At 52.1% G+C, this 14,895-nt stretch carries 13 protein-coding genes and 1 pseudogene; 5 read left to right on the plus strand and 9 right to left on the minus strand.

The window, feature by feature from the left end; translation table 11 throughout:
• Positions 1-23: 23 nt before the first annotated feature.
• From LJN55_RS23430 to LJN55_RS23440, 3 genes are all read right to left on the minus strand, one after another.
• Complete coding sequence (locus LJN55_RS23430) at positions 24-1,262, minus strand: protein-disulfide reductase DsbD family protein (protein WP_227536488.1); 1,239 nt, start codon at positions 1,260-1,262, stop codon at positions 24-26.
• A gap of 25 nt (positions 1,263-1,287) precedes the next feature.
• On the minus strand, positions 1,288-1,851 hold the full coding sequence (locus LJN55_RS23435; RefSeq protein WP_133846804.1) for a peroxiredoxin: 564 nt from the start codon (positions 1,849-1,851) through the stop codon (positions 1,288-1,290).
• A gap of 123 nt (positions 1,852-1,974) precedes the next feature.
• A complete protein-coding gene (locus LJN55_RS23440) occupies positions 1,975-3,186 on the minus strand; it encodes an MFS transporter (RefSeq protein WP_259152866.1) in 1,212 nt (403 codons plus the stop codon).
• 160 nt (positions 3,187-3,346) lie between these two features.
• Between LJN55_RS23440 and LJN55_RS23445 the strand changes: the two genes are divergently transcribed.
• Entirely contained in the window at positions 3,347-3,970 is a 624-nt protein-coding gene (locus LJN55_RS23445) for a TetR/AcrR family transcriptional regulator (RefSeq protein WP_227536512.1), read from the plus strand.
• Positions 3,971-4,013: 43 nt separating this feature from the next.
• On the opposite strand, the gene LJN55_RS23450 is transcribed toward LJN55_RS23445, so the two are convergent.
• The 4 genes from LJN55_RS23450 to LJN55_RS23465 form a co-directional block, all read right to left on the minus strand.
• Entirely contained in the window at positions 4,014-5,279 is a 1,266-nt protein-coding gene (locus tag LJN55_RS23450) for a type II toxin-antitoxin system HipA family toxin (RefSeq protein WP_227536489.1), read from the minus strand.
• Positions 5,269-5,586 (minus strand): helix-turn-helix domain-containing protein, encoded by a 318-nt coding sequence (locus LJN55_RS23455; protein WP_133846801.1) that lies wholly within the window; start codon positions 5,584-5,586, stop codon positions 5,269-5,271. Before LJN55_RS23455 ends, LJN55_RS23450 begins: the two co-directional genes overlap by 11 nt.
• A 506-nt stretch (positions 5,587-6,092) precedes the next feature.
• Entirely contained in the window at positions 6,093-8,120 is a 2,028-nt protein-coding gene (locus tag LJN55_RS23460) for a hypothetical protein (RefSeq protein ID WP_227536490.1), read from the minus strand.
• 65 nt (positions 8,121-8,185) lie between these two features.
• On the minus strand, positions 8,186-8,482 hold the full coding sequence (locus LJN55_RS23465) for a hypothetical protein (protein WP_227536491.1): 297 nt from the start codon (positions 8,480-8,482) through the stop codon (positions 8,186-8,188).
• Positions 8,483-8,577: 95 nt separating this feature from the next.
• On the opposite strand from LJN55_RS23465, the pseudogene LJN55_RS23470 reads away from it, so the two are divergent.
• Positions 8,578-8,824 (plus strand): annotated as a pseudogene (locus LJN55_RS23470) (type II toxin-antitoxin system Phd/YefM family antitoxin).
• 1 nt (position 8,825) lies between these two features.
• Here the strand turns inward: LJN55_RS23470 and LJN55_RS23475 are convergent.
• Complete coding sequence (locus tag LJN55_RS23475) at positions 8,826-9,521, minus strand: DJ-1/PfpI family protein (RefSeq protein WP_227536492.1); 696 nt, start codon at positions 9,519-9,521, stop codon at positions 8,826-8,828.
• Positions 9,522-9,906: 385 nt separating this feature from the next.
• On the opposite strand from LJN55_RS23475, the gene LJN55_RS23480 reads away from it, so the two are divergent.
• The gene (locus LJN55_RS23480) at positions 9,907-11,715 is read left to right on the plus strand and encodes a sensor domain-containing diguanylate cyclase (RefSeq protein ID WP_227536493.1); all 1,809 of its coding nucleotides are present in this window, start codon (positions 9,907-9,909) and stop codon (positions 11,713-11,715) included.
• Here LJN55_RS23480 and LJN55_RS23485 read toward each other — a convergent pair.
• Positions 11,691-13,076, minus strand: a complete 1,386-nt coding sequence (locus LJN55_RS23485) for an NAD-dependent succinate-semialdehyde dehydrogenase (protein ID WP_227536494.1) — start codon at positions 13,074-13,076, stop codon at positions 11,691-11,693. The two genes, LJN55_RS23480 and LJN55_RS23485, sit on opposite strands and share 25 nt — an antisense overlap.
• A gap of 139 nt (positions 13,077-13,215) precedes the next feature.
• Between LJN55_RS23485 and ptrR the strand changes: the two genes are divergently transcribed.
• On the plus strand, positions 13,216-14,130 hold the full coding sequence (gene ptrR / locus LJN55_RS23490; RefSeq protein WP_227536495.1) for a putrescine utilization regulator PtrR: 915 nt from the start codon (positions 13,216-13,218) through the stop codon (positions 14,128-14,130).
• Positions 14,127-14,879: a hypothetical protein gene (locus LJN55_RS23495; RefSeq protein ID WP_227536496.1), complete on the plus strand. Its 753-nt coding sequence runs from the start codon at positions 14,127-14,129 to the stop codon at positions 14,877-14,879. Before ptrR ends, LJN55_RS23495 begins: the two co-directional genes overlap by 4 nt.
• Positions 14,880-14,895: the final 16 nt, after the last annotated feature.

Genomic DNA, 14,895 nt, shown 5'->3' on the forward strand with positions numbered 1-14,895 from the left:
CTGGCATTCACACACAGATCGCATTAGGTTTTTTTCCCGGTTTCTGTTGCATGGTCGAGCGCGTCGATCACGATACGCGGCGTCAGCACCTGCGGCAGCACCACAGGTTTGCCACCATCGGCGGGGTACACCACATAGAGCGGCAGACCACCGCGTCCAAAATCACTGAGCGCCTGTTCCACATCTGGATTGTATTTTGTCGAATCCGCGACCATATAAATCGTACTGGTACGCGCCATCGCGGCTTTGACCGCCTGTGTTGAGAGCGATGTCCGATCGTTCACCTGGCACGTGATGCACCATGAGGCAGTAAAGTTCACCAGAATCGGTTTACCCTGTCCTTTGATGGCATCAACGTTCTGCGGTGACCAGGCCACCGCAGCGGCGGCATCCGTACCCTCGTCCGCCTCCGTCTGTGAAGAAAGTGAGGTCAGACTGGCCAGCGGCGGCACCACCAGCAGCACAAACAGCGCTGTGGCAAGGTGTTGCGACCAGTGGCGGCGTCCCATCATACGGCGTTTCTGCGCGATGCCATAAAGCCAGGCGGCAAAACTCAGCACGAGGCAGCAGGCCAGAATCAGCGCCAGCGCCGCAGAGCCAGCCTGCCGCTCGAGGACCCAGATAAGCCAGGCGACGGCGCCCAACATGGGAAATGCCAGTGCATGTTTCAGCGTCACCATCCAGGCCCCCGGCGCAGGCAACACGCGTGCCAGCAACGGGAAGAAGGAGACCAGGGTAAACGGCGCGGCAAACCCGAGCGCCAGTGCGGTAAAGATAGCCAGACTGACCAGCGGCGGCTGCGTCAGCGCATAGCCAACGGCACTGGCCATAAACGGTGCACTGCAGGGCGTGGCAACGATAATCGCCAGTGCCCCGGTGAGCGCGGATCCCGTTAAACCGCCGCGCCCGCTGCCCACTTCCCCCACACGCTGTACCGAGAGCCCCACTTCAAACAGCCCAAACAGATTCAGCGCTGACGCCAGCATGACCAGAATCAGCAGGGCAATCACCAGCGGTGACTGGAGCTGAAAGCCCCAGCCAACGGCCGACCCACCCGCACGGGCCAGCAATAATGCGCCGGCCAGCAGCAGCATGGTGATCACCACCCCGCCGAGAAATGCCAGCCCTTCCGCACGGGCCTGAGCGGGTTGGTCGTGATGGCGGATCAGACTCAGTGCTTTCAGTGAAATCACCGGAAACACGCACGGCATCAGATTCAGGATCATGCCGCCCAGAAAGGCGGCTGCGATGGCAGTCAGCATACTTTACCTGCTTAAGTGAACAAGGTTATGCCGGGTTGGCCTGACGGTATTTTTTCACAGCATCCATCGCTTTCTGGATATGCGCATCCGGGTTCTTATCGGTATAACTCAGCAGGATTTTGCCGTCCGGCGCGATGACATAGGAGGTACGGTCAGACAACGTCTGCCCCTTCATCTGCATGGTGCTCTGATACTCGCCGGCAACTTTCGCGCCCGGATCGGCGGCAACGGTAAATTTGTCGCGGCACTCCAGCTGGGAAAATTTGGCAATCTGATCCACATTCCCTGCGGTCACACCAATCACCGTCGCACCCTGTTGGGTAAATTCGTCGGTGGCTTCAGCGAAGTCGTGGGCTTCCAGCGTACAGCCGGCGCTAAAGGCAGCAGGGAAGAAGTACAGCACGACCGGGCCTTTTTTCAATGCCTGCTGAAGTGAGAAGGTGGTCGGTTTCCCGGCCAGCGCCGCCTTAAGCTCAAAGTCAGGGGCTTTTTCACCGACCGCCAGGGCGGCAAAGGCGGACGTCACAGGCAATGCCAGGCCAAGAACGGCAGCAACAGCCAGGGTACTCAGGGTGTTTTTCATACGCATCATGATCTCTCCAGTGTGGCGACAGGCGACAGCGCCTGATGACCTTAACCAGAGGTTCGCCCGACCGCAGGCAAAGGTTGCGGTCGGATGAAAATATTTTTTGAGAAGCCGTCACCTGAAAAACTATTGATGACTTACTGGCTCACGGGATTGCCGGCTGGCGATCGGGAACCCCTGCTCTGAACGCACAACAACTATAACAGCAACCATTAACACCACGAGGAGAGCCCAGGGAAAAGACCCCGTTCCATAATGTTCCAGCAGCAAACCGCCTGTCATGCCTCCCAACGCGATAGCGCTGTTCCACGTCACCACATTCATCGATAACGCCACATCGGCATGCTCACCCGCAGCATCCGCCAGCGCCGTCTGGAGCAGTGTTGCCGCGCCGCCAAACGTCAGCCCCCAAAGGGCTATGCCAGTGTAAATCACCGCCGGGTTGCTCGCATCCAGACCAAAAACGAGGGACACCGCCGCAAAAGTTGACAGTGACAGCAGCACCGCTTTACGTAAATGGGTATCAATAATTCTGCCTGTGATAAAGATCCCGCCCAGGGCAGCAATACCAAAGACCAGCAAGACCCGATCAATGCTTCCGGCCAGACCCGCAGGGGCAATAAACGGCGCGATGAAGGTATACAAAATATTATGTGCAAGCATCCATGCGAGGACAACCCCCAGAACGGAGCGCACGCCGGGAAGACCTAACACGGAACCCAGCTTGACGCCTTTGGTGCCTGGCTCACCCGGGTAATTGGGGACGGCCAGAAGTATCCAGCCAATGAGGATGACCGACAGTCCTGACATCACCGCAAACGTCAGGCGCCATCCCAGAAGTCCACCCATCAATGTGCCTGCCGGCACCCCGAGAGACAAGGCAATCGGCGTGCCGACCATCGCCAGTGCCAGCGCCCGCCCATGAAGCGAGGGAACGACCATTTTCCGCGCATACCCGGCGATCAGGCTCCATGCCAGGCCTGCTGACGCGCCAGCGAGAAAACGTGCGATTAAAATGACGGTGATATGAGATGACAGCGCCGTCAGCGTGTTGAAAATCAGAAATCCGCACACCGTGCTGAGAAGAACGGATCGGCGTGACCATGTTCGGGTCATCATCGTGAGGGGGATGGCGGCCAGTAGCGACCCCACTGCATATGCCGTCACCAGCTGCCCGGCCAGAGACGGTGAAATATTGAGTCCGCGGCTCATTTCCGGCAGGAGTCCGGCGGGTATGGTCTCGGTCAGTATGCAGATAAAGCCTGCCATTGCCAGGGCAAGCAGGGCAAATACGGGCAGTTGCTGAGCTTCTCTGGTGCGTTGCTGTACGTTCATCATTCAACCTGTTCAGTCAATTCGGGGCTTGCCGTTATCGCTTCAGGCGACGATGGCGCTATCACGGGCATACAATATATACCGATCGATACATATGTTGCATTGCCGCTCTCAGCGTTGTCAATTAAATATGTATCGATTAGTATAAATCGCGGAGGAGGTGATAATGAAAACAGGCCGACCAAGACAGTTCGATCGGGATGACGCGGTGATAAAAGCCATGCACCTTTTTTGGGAACATGGTTACGATTCAACCTCACTCGCGATGCTGAAAGCATCAATAGGCAAAGGGATTACAGCCCCCAGTTTTTATGCCGCTTTTGGGTCAAAAGAGGCGCTTTTTAATGAGGCCGTGAACTGTTATCTGAACACGCATGCACAGGTGACAGAATCTTTGTGGGACAGTAGGTTGCCTGCCCGGCAGGCACTGGAGACAGCATTGATACATTCAGCCCGGATGCAGTACGGGGCTGAGCATCCCAGGGGATGTATGGTCACACTCAGTGCCATGTTTACCTGCACGGCAGAAAACAGACATATCCTCATGCCGCTGGAGGCGTCCCGCCGCCGTACCCGTGAAGGAATACTGCATTGCGTAAAAAGGGGCATCAGCAGCGGTGAGTTATCGGATAACGAGGACACACTGGCACTGGCCGTCAGCTTTGACAGTTTCCTAATGGGGATATCGACACTTGCGCGGGATAATGTGCCGCTGGCAGGCGTGGAACGGGCCATTATTCACATGATGGGATTATGGGATGCTGCCCGTGTGATAGCAGAAGAATGATAACGTTTAACGAATGGCGGAACGGCCAGCCCGCGGACGAAAACTACTTCTGCATGCGCGCAATATTGTCATCGATACGTCCCTGTAGGGTGCGCAGCGTCTCAGCGGTGATGCGTCCGGGAAACAGCTCCTCCGCCTTGCTGGCAAAACCGGAGGCAATGGTGCAATGCTTCTCCAGCCTCGCATCTATCTGCGAGGCGGTCAGTTCCGTTTCCTGTTCACCCAGTGCGAGCAGATGTTCGCGGCCAATATCCAGCGCTTCGCCCATCACGTCCATCTGATGATAGCCACCCGGGCCTTCACAGTATGTCACATCATATGCCGGCGCCAGCGTCCACTCGCCACTGGCTGACATACAATACGCGAAGTTCTTCGGATGATCGTCGCGATTGTTGAACACCACGTTGAACACCACCCGTTCAAATGCCAGCGCTTTCTGCCTGACATCATTCGTGCACAACTGGGTGGCACGCAGAAAATTGGTGTAGTCCAGCACGCCCGCCATCTGATAATTGGCCCCGGTGTAGGCCGCAAGACTCTGCATCGGTACACGCAGGCCGTTTTGCCGATCAAATCGCCGCGAAGCAAAAGCAGCCTGTCCGTTGGGAAGGGCAAAATACGCGGTGTCTGGCGTACTGATACGACATTCACGCAGACACTGGGCATAAACAGCTTCGATGGCACAGACTTCCGGATGCTCCTGCCGGGAAGGGAACTTGATGAGCCAGGCCTCAAGCCCCGGAGTGCTGGCGGTGCTGAAGTGACCGCTATTCGGATCGCGATACAGCAGCGCTTTCGGTCTTGCACCCTGTGGGGAACCGCCCATCTGCAACAGCCTTTGCAAAAACTCACCGCCTTCGCCCTCCAGCACGTCCTGCACTTCTGCTGAGAGCTGCGCAAGGGCAATCTCTTCAACCTGGCCTGCGGCCTCAGCCTGCGTCGGTTCAAATGACATCGCCCCCATCGCATTGTTGCCGATCCAGGTCAGTCTCTCTAACGGTCCAATCCGTGCCGCATTTAGCCCGCGCTGGCGAAACAGTCTGTCCATTAACAGCATGCCCCAGCCATCAGGGAGCGCGTCGTAAACTGGGCCGGGAAGGCCCATCTGGTGAACAGGGAAGTCTTTGCGTAAGCGTGGGCCTTTCAGCGGCAGGGTGAGGGAGGCCAGCTCCAGTCCACGACGGATGGCCTCTTCACTGTACTCAAACAGGATCACCGGCCGCCCGGTGATCGCCGTAGAGGATACCAGCGATCCCCAGAGCCAGCGGTCGCCCCATCCTTCGTACCAGACATCCACTTTATTCACCATGATGCGTACTCTTTTTGACCCGCTGACGGGTGGCGGTTTTCTCAAAACGCAGCAAATCGTCCAGACTGTCGATCTGAGGGGCAAAGAGCGACTCCAGCTCTTTCCCACGGCCGAGTACCATCGCCACTCTCACCAGATTTTCAAACCCCACATTGCGCCCGGACTCCAGGTTGGACACGGTGTTCACACCGATCCCGGCCCTGGCAGCCACGTCGGCCTGGGTCATTTGTTGCAGGAGGCGCTCTTTGCGCAGTCGCTCGCAGAGCAACTTAACAATTTCATCGGGCTTGCTGAGGGTTAAATCCATCATAATGGTTTTTATTGCCATTTACTGGTTATAATACCCAATATTATAGAGTTAAATAGCATGCGAGTGAAGGGATTAAGCAGGAATATTTTACATGCCTGTGATTTAGGCAAGTTAAAGAGCAAAGCATTTATTATCATAAAATCAATAACTTAACTTCGCATAACGTTAATTATGTTAAATTACATCTAGAGTTGGTGTTGAAAAAGTCCCGCTTGGTTAATTTTAATGAATTAAAAAATTGGTTTTTTCATTATTAATTTTATTTCACTACTTGGTGACCAAACTTTATCTTTTGTAACTAATGCAGGCAGAAATATTAGGAGGATTAGTGGAAAACTTGCCAAGCGAAACGCGGCTGGCAATATAGACCATTCTAACTTTTTGGTGGAGTCAGGATAAAAAATGATGCGTTTGATAAAAACAAAGAGGAAATAATTTTACAGATACCAGTGTAAAAACTGACATCCGCAATTTTATTATTATACTGCCGTTACAATAAGTGGCTAATCCCGTTTCAATCCATGCACATTAACAAAGTACTCACTTTGCTCAGCACTCATGGTATCGAAGTCGGTTTCTCTCACTACATTAAAAAACATTTTTCTTCTATTCACTCTTAATGGGTGCTTTTCTATTTTTTGATGTTTGAGGAAATCTTTTAATTGCACCGGGTCATTAAAGTGATTAATAATGTCAGAGGCAGATAAAGCATCACTCTCCCACATTGAAAAAGCGGGTTTTTTATCTGTAATTTGAAATTCATCCTCGCGACTTATTATTCCAGAATTAATATAACGCGACCTTATAAGCCTACCAAAAGAAGACGAATCGCTGACGTAGACACCATTAATTTCACCTGGAATAGAGAATGGAAGATTATTCATGATGACGGGTATCAATTCATAATCAATGATATCTTTCCCAAAATTCTCCCTGAATACTTCTGGGTATGAAGTCAGTCCTTCCACCAATCTTTTTACCTGCAATATGGTATCGGAAATTAATTTTTTCTTTTGATAAGCTCTCGTTACAGAACCACCAGACAAATTAGTGTTTTTACACTCTAAGATAAAGGCTTTATCATCCAGTAAGAAAACAGCATCATACTCAAATTCTTCACTACCACGCTTGAACTTAAAACTTTTATTGGTAAGGTTATGTTCATTTAACTTACTGATAATATCCTTTTCAAAGCCGTAACCTTTTTTTGTCAGATCCGCTTGTTTAGACGAGAACTTTGAAAGTACTATGTTACTTATGGCTGGGGAAGTGTATGCAGGAGTAAACAGAAAAAATGAAGAATCTGACATTTTCACAAGTGGCGAATCATATATATCTCGACTATCATCGCCAAATGTAATATTCGCAATAAAAATACCTGCTTTCTCTTCGCTGAATCCTCCGAGTCGCAGCACACTATTTAGTTCGCCCTTAGTATAAACCACTTTATTTTTTATTTTTTTAGACAGATAGGCTATGACAGAATACCCCCTGACCCATTCACGAAGGCTCAACTCTAAAACAACATCATTAAAATCATGACTCGCGACTGCTTCCATCAGCGCATTTAAGTACGGTAACTCTTCAATTATAATAGGCTCTCGCATGGTTCCTGACCAATCAGTAACATACTTTGGCACCCTGCCTTCTATATTATTATTTGCAAGAGTCTCCCAAAAGTTCTGACTTAATTGCCTGGATAGCCTTTCATTAGAAATTTCATCATACCGCTCAAAATCATCAATAGTCCGGTTGAACATTAGAGCGTCTTCCAGACCATCTTGTTTATAATTGTCAGGTATATCTTCTTTTTTTGCAATTTGTATATCATTATCAAAAAGAATGCAGCTTTTAGTACAGGTAATAAGTTCATTCCATAGCAGTGAGTAATAGAACACTTCGGAAGCTTCAGCAATGACCGATTCTTCAACGTGAATTCGCCCTGGGATTATTATTTCTCCTGAATCCGATAACTTATGCTCATAAGAGAACATTTTTATAGTCAACGTTAGAAACCTAACTATTTTATCCAATGCTGAGTCAGGTGAAAATGACTCACCATCTTCATTTAAAATATTTTTACTGTTTAATGTCAATGGTTTAACGTTTTCACCATAAGATTCAATATTTGACTCTACTGAACTGAGCAAATAGCAACCTTTATTTAAAGCATTCTCAATTACAGCCCAGCACTGAGTCTGAACATCCTTCGCCATGAGTGGAGTCGCGTTCAGCTCTGTCTTGATATCGTCAATGTAACTTTCAGACACCTGACATACAGCCAGTATTTTTTTTAAGCTTTCTGAAACCTCCTGACAATTGACATTGGAAATTAATTTACCGAAAAAATCATCTCTCCTCTTCCTTTTTTTAATATCATGCATGTGGAAGTTTTTGAAATTCCTTGTCTCATATTCAACTAAATTTCTGAGGGAAGCATTCACGGAAAACTCAGGCAAAGAATCAACTAACTTTGTGGTTTTATATTTTGAACATTCTTTTGATATTTCTTCAAAATTTATATGTGACATCAAAACTTCCTTTTTATGAAAAAACAAGTTGCTCTTTGGGATTAATCTCATGATATACCCTTTGACTAAAATACTTCCAGTGCATTTTTCAATGTGCCTTTGTTAAGCGTCCTCCACAGCGTCAGCCATTCATCTTCAACACGACTGCACCTTAATCTTCCCCGTGCGGTAAAACTGGTATTCTTCCGCACGCCCTCGCCCTGCGTTCTCACCCCATATCTTGTGCCTTGCCAGCAGTGAATAGCCACTACATGTGGTTTTTTATGCGAATTCCGGCGTTCGGCGGCTGAACCGGCCCGGATTTTTTTTGCGGAATCATCCTGTAAATTGAAGAAACTTCCGCAATGCTGATCGGTCAGCAAATAATTATTCTTCTTGACTAATCACTGATAAAGACTTGTTAACGGGTCAGATCGCCCAGACTATAAGACCCGTTAACAGATTCCCGGAGCGTAAAATGCCAAACATCATTCTAAGTGATATCAGTGCCAGCATTAGCGAATTGAAGAAAAACCCAATGCCAACAGTGGGTTCCGGCAAAGGTTATCCTGTTACCATATTGCACAGAAATCAGCCTGCGTTTTTACTGCATTACTGCTGAACTCTATGAGCGCATGCGTGACGCGCTGGACGATCAGGAACTGGCTCGGCTGGTCATAGATCGTCGAAATCAGGCTCTACATGATGCAGGTCTGGACCAATAATTTACCCTTTCAGTCTGCCTGCCGCTTTCAGCGTCGCTAATCGTCTCTTTTCAATAAAGGGGGCAAGCCGTTCTCTTATCTGTCTGACCTGCTCTTGCGGTGCAGAATGCAGAGATCCGCTATTAAAGGGGGGCTCGGGATCATATTCCAGACCCAGCTGAATGTTTTGTGCGATTTCAACGCCGTAAAGTTCGGCCACCACATACAACGCAAAGTCGATCCCCGACGTCACGCCCGCACCGGTAATACGATTACCATCCCGAACCACCCGCTCACTGACAGGTTCTGCGCCCAGAAGAGCAAGCTGGTCGGACGATGACCAGTGAGACGTGGCTTTATATCCCTGAAGCAACCCTGCCGCCCCCAGGATCAAGGAGCCTGTACAGACGGACGTCACCAGCCTGGCCTGCTGGCTTTGGTGCCTGATAAACGCAAGCGTGCTGTCATCGTCCATCAGGTTTATCTGCCCCGGACCGCCAGGTATGCAAATCACATCTAACGGCGGACAGCTTTCGAAGGTCTGTGTCGGTAGCATCGCCAGCCCGCGATCGGAGATGACAGGGTCGAGGGTCTTCCAGATAAGGTGGACTTTCGCCCCAGGCGCACAGGCAAAAACCTCATACGGTCCGGTCAAATCCAGTGAGGTTAATCCGGGGAACAACAGCATGCCGATAGAAATGTCTGGGAAATCACTCATGGTCGCATCCTGAGAAGGGAAAGATTACAACACCCGTTTAAACAGCCGCTGCACGCTGGCGTAAAGCAGGCCCGCAACATCATCCAAATGGAAACACCATTCAGGATACACGACAGGTTACTCAACATGTTCACGCTTCTTTTGCACAAGGTTATCCGCAGAATGTGCGTCAGCACGTGCCTGTATTGCGCCGGCTCCTCTGAGAGAGCAGCGCACGTCAGGCGCATCCTGTCTGTATCCCACTGATATTTGTCGCCTCTCTCTCACATTTTTTATTGATTAAACAATTTCGTCATGTAATCAATAAAGTTTGGCTTACAGCCGCCGATACCGATCCTAGCCTGGCCCCGCTTCACGGCCGATAATCTGGAAAGCGAATCTGAATATGAGCGGGACTTTTTGTAGCGACGAGGCTAAACGCCTGGCGGCCCTTGAGATGCTGAAGGCCGATGATGCGGACCGTGATGATATTCTCGAAAAATTTACCCGGCTGACCAGTGAGCTGCTGGGCATCCCCGGCAGCTTTGTCTCCATTCTCGATGACGAGAATCAGTTTATAAAAGCATCCTGTAACTTCGACCTTAAACAAACGTCACTGCAGAATGCTTTTTGCCGCCATACGCTGGCGCTGGCAACCGTGCTGGTATGCAACGATACGCATCGTGATCCGCGCTTCAGCCAGCATCCCCTGACGCTTGGGGAGCCTTTTATAAGGTTCTATGTCGGTGCTCCCCTGCGTAATCGTGATGGCATACTCATCGGCACCCTGTGTGTTACCGATATCAAACCTCAGACATTTTCTGATGACAAAATTGAATTGCTGGAGCTGTTAGCCGGTCTGGTCATCGGCTATCTGGATGCGTGGTACATTGCCGGTTATCAGGACGTGGTGACACGGTTACCGAATCGTCAGCGCCTGCTGAAAGATATCGAACTGTTGCAGCAGGCCGGTAACGATGAGACTCATCATCTGACCCTTATCGACTGCATTGATATGCCGCGTGCATATGAGATTGCGCGTTCGGTAGGAATGAATGCGGTAGAAAGCCTGCTCAAAGAACTGACATCCATGCTGCGTTCGCGTCTGCAGCTGGAAGATGACGACGTGCTGTATACCGTCGCGGTTGGCCGTTTTGCGTTGTTGAGTGGCAAGAATAATGGTGCCCGCGCCCGTGAGCTCAGCAAGCGGCTCGGCGGCATACGCGCCCAGATTTTTGACAATATTACGATTGATGCTAAACCGCACCTCGGTGAGGTGAGCTTTGTTCCGGCTGAGTCACAGGTCACTGAAGTGCTGCGTCGGGCGGTCAGCGCCCTGCATGAAGCCATCACGCTGAAGCAGAGTTACATGGCCTACAATGCTGACAGTGATGGCCGTAACAGCCAGAACTTCCGCCTGTTGCATGACCTGGCGGCAGCGCTGCGCGGCAACAAAGGGCTGTACCTGGTTTATCAGCCGCAGATCTCCCTGCTGCACGGTAAACCGGTCGGACTGGAAGCCCTGCTGCGCTGGGATCATCCGCTGTTCGGCAATATTCCGCCGGATGAATTTATCCCGCTGGTGGCACAAACCAGCCTGATGGAAGAGTTAACTGACTGGGTGATCGACCACACCCTGGCGCAGCTGCGTCAGTGGCGCAGTACCGGGCTAAACCTGCCGGCCTCGGTGAATCTGTGCGTCAGTGATTTTTCACGTGCGGACTTTGCCGATAAGCTGGAAGAGAAGATGCTCAATGCCGGGCTTAATCCCGACGATCTGTGCATTGAATGTCTTGAGACCGAGCAGGTACTGGGGAATCCTGATGCACGGCGGGGGCTGGATAAACTTAAGCTGCGCGGTTTCCGCATAGCGTTGGATGATTTTGGTTCCGGCTACAGCAATATCAATACGCTGTGCCGTATTCCGGTGGATGTGATAAAGCTGGACCGATCGCTGATCCAGAAGCTTTCTCACGACCCGGCCAGCGAAGTTATCGCCCGCCATGTCATCACCATGCTGAAAGAGCTGCACTATGTGGTACTGGCCGAAGGGGTGGAAGATCAGCAAACCCTGGCCTCATTGCAGCGTTTAGGCTGTGATGAGATCCAGGGGTTTTATTATTCACGCCCTCTGGCACCGGAAGGTCTTGAGCACTGGCTCAGCAGCCACTACCCGGCGGCCGAAGACAATCAGGACTCAATCCAGACCGTCTGAGTATTGGTAAACTCACGCAGGCCGAAGTGTGACAGCTCACGGCCAAACCCGCTTTTCTTCACGCCACCGATCGGCACACGCGGATCGGAGAAGCTCGGGGAGTTAATAAACATCCCCCCCGTTTCAATCTGCGACGCCAGCTGTTGTGCCCTGGCAAGATCGCGGCTCCACAGGCTGCCGCCCAGGCCGAACTCAGAATCATTGGCCATCTCAACGGCATGCGCAGCATCGTCTGCCACAATCAGCGAGGCCACCGGCCCGAACAGTTCCTGATCAAAGCTGGTCATGCCGGGTTTGACATCACTGAGAACCGTTGGCGCATACCAGTTCCCTTCTCCCGGTAGCGCGTGGCCGCCCAGCAGCAGCGTGGCGCCCTCTTTCAACGTTGCCTGCACCTGCGCGGCCAGTTCATCACGCAGATCGAAGCGTGCCATCGGGCCAATCCAGGTCCCTGACTCACGCGGATCGCCAACTTTCATCGCTTTGACGGCACTGACAAATTTCTCGCTGAACTGTTCAAACACCGCCGCCTCCACAATAATGCGTTTTGCCGCGATACAGATCTGTCCGTTGTTCATAAAACGCCCGGCGATAGCGCCCTTCACGGCCGCATCGATATCTGCATCGGCCAGCACGATAAAAGCATCGGATCCGCCCAGCTCCAGAACGCATTTCTTAATCGCGGCCCCGGAGAGCGCGGCGATGGCCGCACCGGCACGCACGCTGCCCGTTACCGTCACGGCGGCAATACGTTTATCGCCGATCGCCTGTGCCACACCGTCATTGTCAGCATTCACGACAGCAAATAAGTTCTGCGGCACACCGGCATTCGTCAGAATATCTCGCAATAACAGCGCACAGCCCATCACGTTCGGTGCCGGTTTAAGCAAATAGCTGTTGCCCGCCAGCATGATGGGTACAGCACCACGCAGCACCTGCCACACCGGGAAGTTCCACGGCATCACGGACAGCACCGGGCCGAGTGGCAGATAGTCCACGAAGGCTTTGTTACCTTCCACCAGCGTCGGTTCACGCTTGAGGAATGCCGGACCATGCTCACCATACCATTCGCACAACCTGGCGCTTTTTTCCACTTCAGCCAGCCCCTGATCGACAGGCTTACCCATTTCACGGGTCATCATATCGGCCAGTGCCTGGGCCTGCTGACGCAGTCCGCCTGCGATGTTTTGCAACAACGCCACACGGTCGCTCATTGCACTGTGGCGCCACTGCTGAAACGCCGAGTTAACAGACGCCAGCGCCTCGCTGACATCCGCGCTGCTGGCGAAAGGATAACGGGCAATGATCTCGCCCGTCGCCGGATTACGTGAAACTGCTACCGCAGAAGAGACATTTGTCATGATGACCGCCTTATCAGAAAACAGAGAATGTGGCGCCGCGTATTCACCCAAACGACGCGATATACCGTCATCATAGGCTTGCGAGAGATTCTTTTAAAATGAATAATAGAGAAAATTATTAGCTTAAAAAGAGAATGATATGGAATTAGCCCAGCTTGAAATTTTCCGTGCCATTGCAGAGGAAGGCAGCGTCACGGCGGCCGCTGAAAAGCTACACCGGGTGCCGTCCAATATTTCCACACGTCTGAAGCAGTTGGAAGAGGAACTCGACTGCGCCCTGTTCCGGCGCGAAAAACTGCGTCTGTACATTACCGACAGCGGCAAAACGTTCCTCGACTACGCCCAGCGCATTCTGGCCCTGACGGAAGAAGCGCGGCAGAGCGTGTCCGGTCAGCATCCCAGCGGCATCTTCACCCTGGGGGCGATTGAAAGCACCGCGGCCGTGCGCTTGCCGCCGCTGATTGCGCGTTATCATCAAACCTGGCCCCAGGTCGAGCTGGATCTGACCACCGGCCCGTCCGGGGATATGATCGATGGTGTGCTGGCCGGACAGTACAGTGCCGCCTTTGTTGACGGGCCGCCAAAGCATCCACAGCTGGAGGGCGTGGCGGTGTTTGCCGAAGAACTGGTGCTGATTGCCGCGCTGAATCATCCCCCGGTACCCAGCGCGGCCAGTATCTCCGGTTCAACTATCTACGCGTTCCGCGCCAACTGCTCCTACCGCCGGCATTTTGAAAACTGGTTTTCACGGGAAGATGCCGCACCGGGTAAGATTTTTGAGATGGAGTCTTACCACGGTATTCTCGCCTGCGTCAGCGCCGGGGCAGGACTGGCGCTGATCCCCGCCAGCATGCTGGCCAGTATGCCCGGCAGGGACAGCGTACGATCCTACCCGCTTAGCGGCGGACGCGGCAAAATTGCCATCTGGCTGATCTGGCGTAAAGGCACACAATCCACTAATTTACAGGCCATGACCCGGCTGTTACAGGCCAGCGTTACCGATGAACAGGCAGCCATCACCACTGAAAATACAGGGAAGAAAAGAGAACCATGAAGATGACAACAGGCCTGACGATCGCCGCATTCTTACTCGCCGGCAGCGCCCACGCCGGATGGTATGTGGTGGATAACTATGAAGGTTCGCTCGGCGCCTGGCCGATACATCTGTCATTGCAGGAATACGACAGCTATGGCAGTGGGCTCAACATCAAGGGCAGCTATTATTACGATAAGTATCATGCCCCCATCCCGCTATACGGTAAACGCACCGCTGACGCGATCGAACTCTGTGAAGTTCATGGTGCAGAGGACTATGACCGTGCGCTGGTTCAGGGAACACAAAAGGGTTTTGATACGCACTCCTGCCCGTTTCGCCTGACGCGCAAGGGCGAAGCGCTGACCGGACACTGGCAGCAGGGGGAAAAACGCTATGTCGTTGCACTGAAGCACACCACCTCGCTGGACAATACCAACGAGGGCAGCGTCACTGGCCAGCTGGTTGATATTCCTTTCTGGGGGCAAACCGCGACCCACAGCTTTATTGGCCACTATCAGGCCAGCACGGATGGCATCGCCATCGACAGCATCAGTGTCGTCAATAAAAAAACCGGCAACACTGACCAGACGATTAACCCGCAGCGGCCCCCGTGTCAGTTTGGCTTCTTTATGACGGCGATTTATCAGAATATGGAGAGTGATAACACAGGAAAAATGGTGTGGCTGAACTGCTACAGCGAGAAGGCCGATATCACCGTCGATTACCATTTTGATAGAACCCGACAGCGCTATATCACCACAGAATAGCGGGATCACAGATGGC

Origin of the sequence: Erwinia rhapontici (genome assembly GCF_020683125.1) — a bacterium.
Classification (GTDB): Bacteria; Pseudomonadota; Gammaproteobacteria; order Enterobacterales; family Enterobacteriaceae; genus Erwinia; species Erwinia rhapontici.

What these genes read in the sequence shown, in the direction of transcription:
- LJN55_RS23430 (WP_227536488.1), bottom strand. Translation starts at nt 1,262, where the DNA reads ATGCTGACTGCCATCGCAGCCGCCTTTCTGGGCGGCATGATCCTGAAT.
- LJN55_RS23435 (WP_133846804.1), bottom strand. Translation starts at nt 1,851, where the DNA reads ATGCGTATGAAAAACACCCTGAGTACCCTGGCTGTTGCTGCCGTTCTT.
- LJN55_RS23440 (WP_259152866.1), bottom strand. Translation starts at nt 3,186, where the DNA reads ATGATGAACGTACAGCAACGCACCAGAGAAGCTCAGCAACTGCCCGTA.
- LJN55_RS23450 (WP_227536489.1), bottom strand. Translation starts at nt 5,279, where the DNA reads ATGGTGAATAAAGTGGATGTCTGGTACGAAGGATGGGGCGACCGCTGG.
- LJN55_RS23455 (WP_133846801.1), bottom strand. Translation starts at nt 5,586, where the DNA reads ATGGATTTAACCCTCAGCAAGCCCGATGAAATTGTTAAGTTGCTCTGC.
- LJN55_RS23460 (WP_227536490.1), bottom strand. Translation starts at nt 8,120, where the DNA reads ATGTCACATATAAATTTTGAAGAAATATCAAAAGAATGTTCAAAATAT.
- LJN55_RS23475 (WP_227536492.1), bottom strand. Translation starts at nt 9,521, where the DNA reads ATGAGTGATTTCCCAGACATTTCTATCGGCATGCTGTTGTTCCCCGGA.
- LJN55_RS23480 (WP_227536493.1), top strand. Translation starts at nt 9,907, where the DNA reads ATGAGCGGGACTTTTTGTAGCGACGAGGCTAAACGCCTGGCGGCCCTT.
- LJN55_RS23485 (WP_227536494.1), bottom strand. Translation starts at nt 13,076, where the DNA reads ATGACAAATGTCTCTTCTGCGGTAGCAGTTTCACGTAATCCGGCGACG.
- ptrR (WP_227536495.1), top strand. Translation starts at nt 13,216, where the DNA reads ATGGAATTAGCCCAGCTTGAAATTTTCCGTGCCATTGCAGAGGAAGGC.
- LJN55_RS23495 (WP_227536496.1), top strand. Translation starts at nt 14,127, where the DNA reads ATGAAGATGACAACAGGCCTGACGATCGCCGCATTCTTACTCGCCGGC.